Source organism: Amycolatopsis sp. NPDC051716 (assembly GCF_040681595.1).
Taxonomy (GTDB): Bacteria; Actinomycetota; Actinomycetes; order Mycobacteriales; family Pseudonocardiaceae; genus Amycolatopsis.
In genome coordinates, this window is sequence record NZ_JBFAZA010000086.1 from 1,477 (window position 1) to 4,896 (window position 3,420).

At 55.6% G+C, this 3,420-nt stretch carries 2 rRNA genes; both read left to right on the top strand.

The window, feature by feature from the left end:
* Window positions 1-112: 112 nt before the first annotated feature.
* Window positions 113-3,233, top strand: a 23S ribosomal RNA gene (locus tag AB0M30_RS47410).
* A 77-nt stretch (window positions 3,234-3,310) separates the two neighbouring features.
* Window positions 3,311-3,420: ribosomal RNA gene (gene rrf / locus AB0M30_RS47415) — 5S ribosomal RNA — on the top strand; the annotation flags it as partial.

The window sequence follows — 3,420 nt, forward strand, 5'->3', positions numbered from 1 at the left end:
ACTTGCACACTGTTGGGTCCTGAGGCAACACGCCTCAGGGCATCTGCCCTGAAACGTTGTGTGTTTCTGGTGTGGTGTTTGAGAACTGTAGAGTGGATGCGAGCATCTTTGTGGTCAAGTTGTTAAGGGCACATGGTGGATGTCTTGGCTTCAGGAGCCGATGAAGGACGTAGGAGGCTGCGATAAGCCTCGGGGAGCTGTCAACCGAGCTGTGATCCGAGGATTTCCGAATGGGGAAACCCAGCACCAGTGATGTGGTGTTACCCGCACCTGAATATATAGGGTGTGTGGAGGGAACGCGGGGAAGTGAAACATCTCAGTACCCGCAGGAAGAGAAAACAACCGTGATTCCGTGAGTAGTGGCGAGCGAAAGCGGAAGAGGCTAAACCGTTTGTATGTCAAGCTGTCAGGCGTTGTGCAGGCGGTGTTGTGGGACCCAGCGTCGAGGATCTGACAGTCCTCGGAATGATCGCGCATGTTAGTGGAACGCCTTGGGATGGGCGGCCGGAGTGGGTGAGAGCCCCGTACGCGAAAACATGTTGTTGGTTGTTTGTTTGGTGTTCCCGAGTAGCAGCGAGCTCGTGGAATTTGCTGTGAATCTGCCGGGACCACCCGGTAAGCCTAAATACTTCCTGAAGACCGATAGCGGACTAGTACCGTGAGGGAAAGATGAAAAGTACCCCGGGAGGGGAGTGAAAGAGTACCTGAAACCGTGTGCCTACAAGCCGTCAGAGCCTGTAATGGGTGATGGCGTGCCTTTTGAAGAATGAGCCTGCGAGTTAGTGCTGCGTGGCGAGGTTAACCCGTGTGGGGTAGCCGTAGCGAAAGCGAGTCTGAATAGGGCGAATGAGTCGCGTGGTCTAGACCCGAAGCGGAGTGATCTACCCATGGCCAGGGTGAAGCGACGGTAAGACGTCGTGGAGGCCCGAACCCACTTAGGTTGAAAACTGAGGGGATGAGCTGTGGGTAGGGGTGAAAGGCCAATCAAACTCCGTGATAGCTGGTTCTCCCCGAAATGCATTTAGGTGCAGCGTCGTATGTTTCTCCACGGGGGTAGAGCTACTGGATGGTCTAGGGGCCTTACCGGGTTACCGAAATCAACCAAACTCCGAATACCGTGGTGTTAGAGTACGGCAGTGAGACGGCGGGGGATAAGCTTCGTCGTCGAGAGGGAAACAGCCCAGAACACCAGCTAAGGCCCCTAAGTGTGTGCTCAGTGGGAAAGGATGTGGGATTGCCCAGACAACCAGGAGGTTGGCTTAGAAGCAGCCACCCTTGAAAGAGTGCGTAATAGCTCACTGGTCAAGTGGTCCTGCGCCGACAATGTAGCGGGGCTTAAGCACACCGCCGAAGCTGTGTCATTCATGCAATACATCGGCTTGGACTCTTGAAGTCCTTGTCTAGTGGTATGGATGGGTAGGGGAGCGTCCTGCATCCAGGGAAGCGGCGGCGGAAGCCAGTCGTGGAGGGTGTGGGAGTGAGAATGCAGGCATGAGTAGCGAATGCAGAGTGAGAAACTCTGCCGCCGGATGACCAAGGGTTCCTGGGCCAGGCTAATCCGCCCAGGGTAAGTCGGGACCTAAGGCGAGGCCGACAGGCGTAGTCGATGGACAACGGGTTGATATTCCCGTACCCGAGCATGTGCGCCCATGACGAGGCGTTTGATACTAACCACCCAAAGCGTGCCGGCGAAGCCTTCGGGCGGAGTTGGCATTGTGGAGCGTGGGACCTGATTTCGTAGTAGTCAAGCGATGGGGTGACGCAGGAAGGTAGCTCCGCCAGGCGATGGTTGTCCTGGTGTAAGCGTGTAGGCCGGAACATAGGCAAATCCGTGTTCCATATAGGCTGAGACGTGATGCGTAGCCGTTTGAGGCGAAGTAGAGTGATCCTATGCTGCCGAGAAAAGCCTCTAGTGAGTGCATGCACGGCCCGTACCCCAAACCAACACAGGTGGTCAGGTAGAGAATACCAAGGCGATCGGGTGAACTGTGGTTAAGGAACTCGGCAAAATGCCCCCGTAACTTCGGGAGAAGGGGGGCCAAACATCCTGAAGCTCTTTTCGAGCTAGGGGTGGGTGGCCGCAGAGACCAGCGGAAAGCGACTGTTTACTAAAAACACAGGTCCATGCGAAGTCGCAAGACGATGTATATGGACTGACGCCTGCCCGGTGCTGGAACGTTAAGAGGACCGGTTAGCCTTTCGGGGCGAAGCTGAGAATTTAAGCGCCAGTAAACGGCGGTGGTAACTATAACCATCCTAAGGTAGCGAAATTCCTTGTCGGGTAAGTTCCGACCTGCACGAATGGCGTAACGACTTTCCGGCTGTCTCAACCACAGGCCCGGCGAAATTGCACTACGAGTAAAGATGCTCGTTACGCGCGGCAGGACGGAAAGACCCCGGGACCTTTACTATAGTTTGGTATTGGTTTTCGGTTCGGCTTGTGTAGGATAGGTGGGAGACTGTGAAGTGGTCACGCTAGTGGCTGTGGAGTCGTTGTTGAAATACCACTCTGGTCGAATTGGGAATCTGAACCTCGGGCCATGATCTGGTTCAGGGACAGTGCCTGATGGGTAGTTTAACTGGGGCGGTTGCCTCCTAAAGAGTAACGGAGGCGCCCAAAGGTTCCCTCAGCCTGGTTGGCAATCAGGTGTTGAGTGCAAGTGCACAAGGGAGCTTGACTGTGAGACAGACATGTCGAGCAGGGACGAAAGTCGGGACTAGTGATCCGGCACCTCCTGGTGGAAGGGGTGTCGCTCAACGGATAAAAGGTACCCCGGGGATAACAGGCTGATCTTGCCCAAGAGTCCATATCGACGGCATGGTTTGGCACCTCGATGTCGGCTCGTCGCATCCTGGGGCCGGAGTAGGTCCCAAGGGTTGGGCTGTTCGCCCATTAAAGCGGCACGCGAGCTGGGTTTAGAACGTCGTGAGACAGTTCGGTCCCTATCCGCCGCGCGCGTAGGATACTTGAGGAAGGCTGTCCCTAGTACGAGAGGACCGGGACGGACGAACCTCTGGTGTGCCAGTTGTTCTGCCAAGGGCATGGCTGGTTGGCCACGTTCGGAAGGGATAACCGCTGAAGGCATCTAAGCGGGAAGCCTGTTCCAAGATGAGGTATCCCACCCCTTGTGGGTTAAGGCCCCCAACAGACCATTGGGTTGATAGGCCAGAAATGGAAGCACAGTAATGTGTTGTCGAGTTGACTGGTACTAATAGGCCGAGGACTTGCCTACGAAGATGTTACGCATCCACTCTACGGTTCTGAAACACCACACGAGACTCATGTCGCGTGTGTGTTGTTTCGGAGTGTTTCGGTGGTTATAGCGTCAGGGAAACGCCCGGTCCCATTCCGAACCCGGAAGCTAAGCCTGACAGCGCCGATGGTACTGCAACCGAAGGGTTGTGGGAGAGTAGGACACC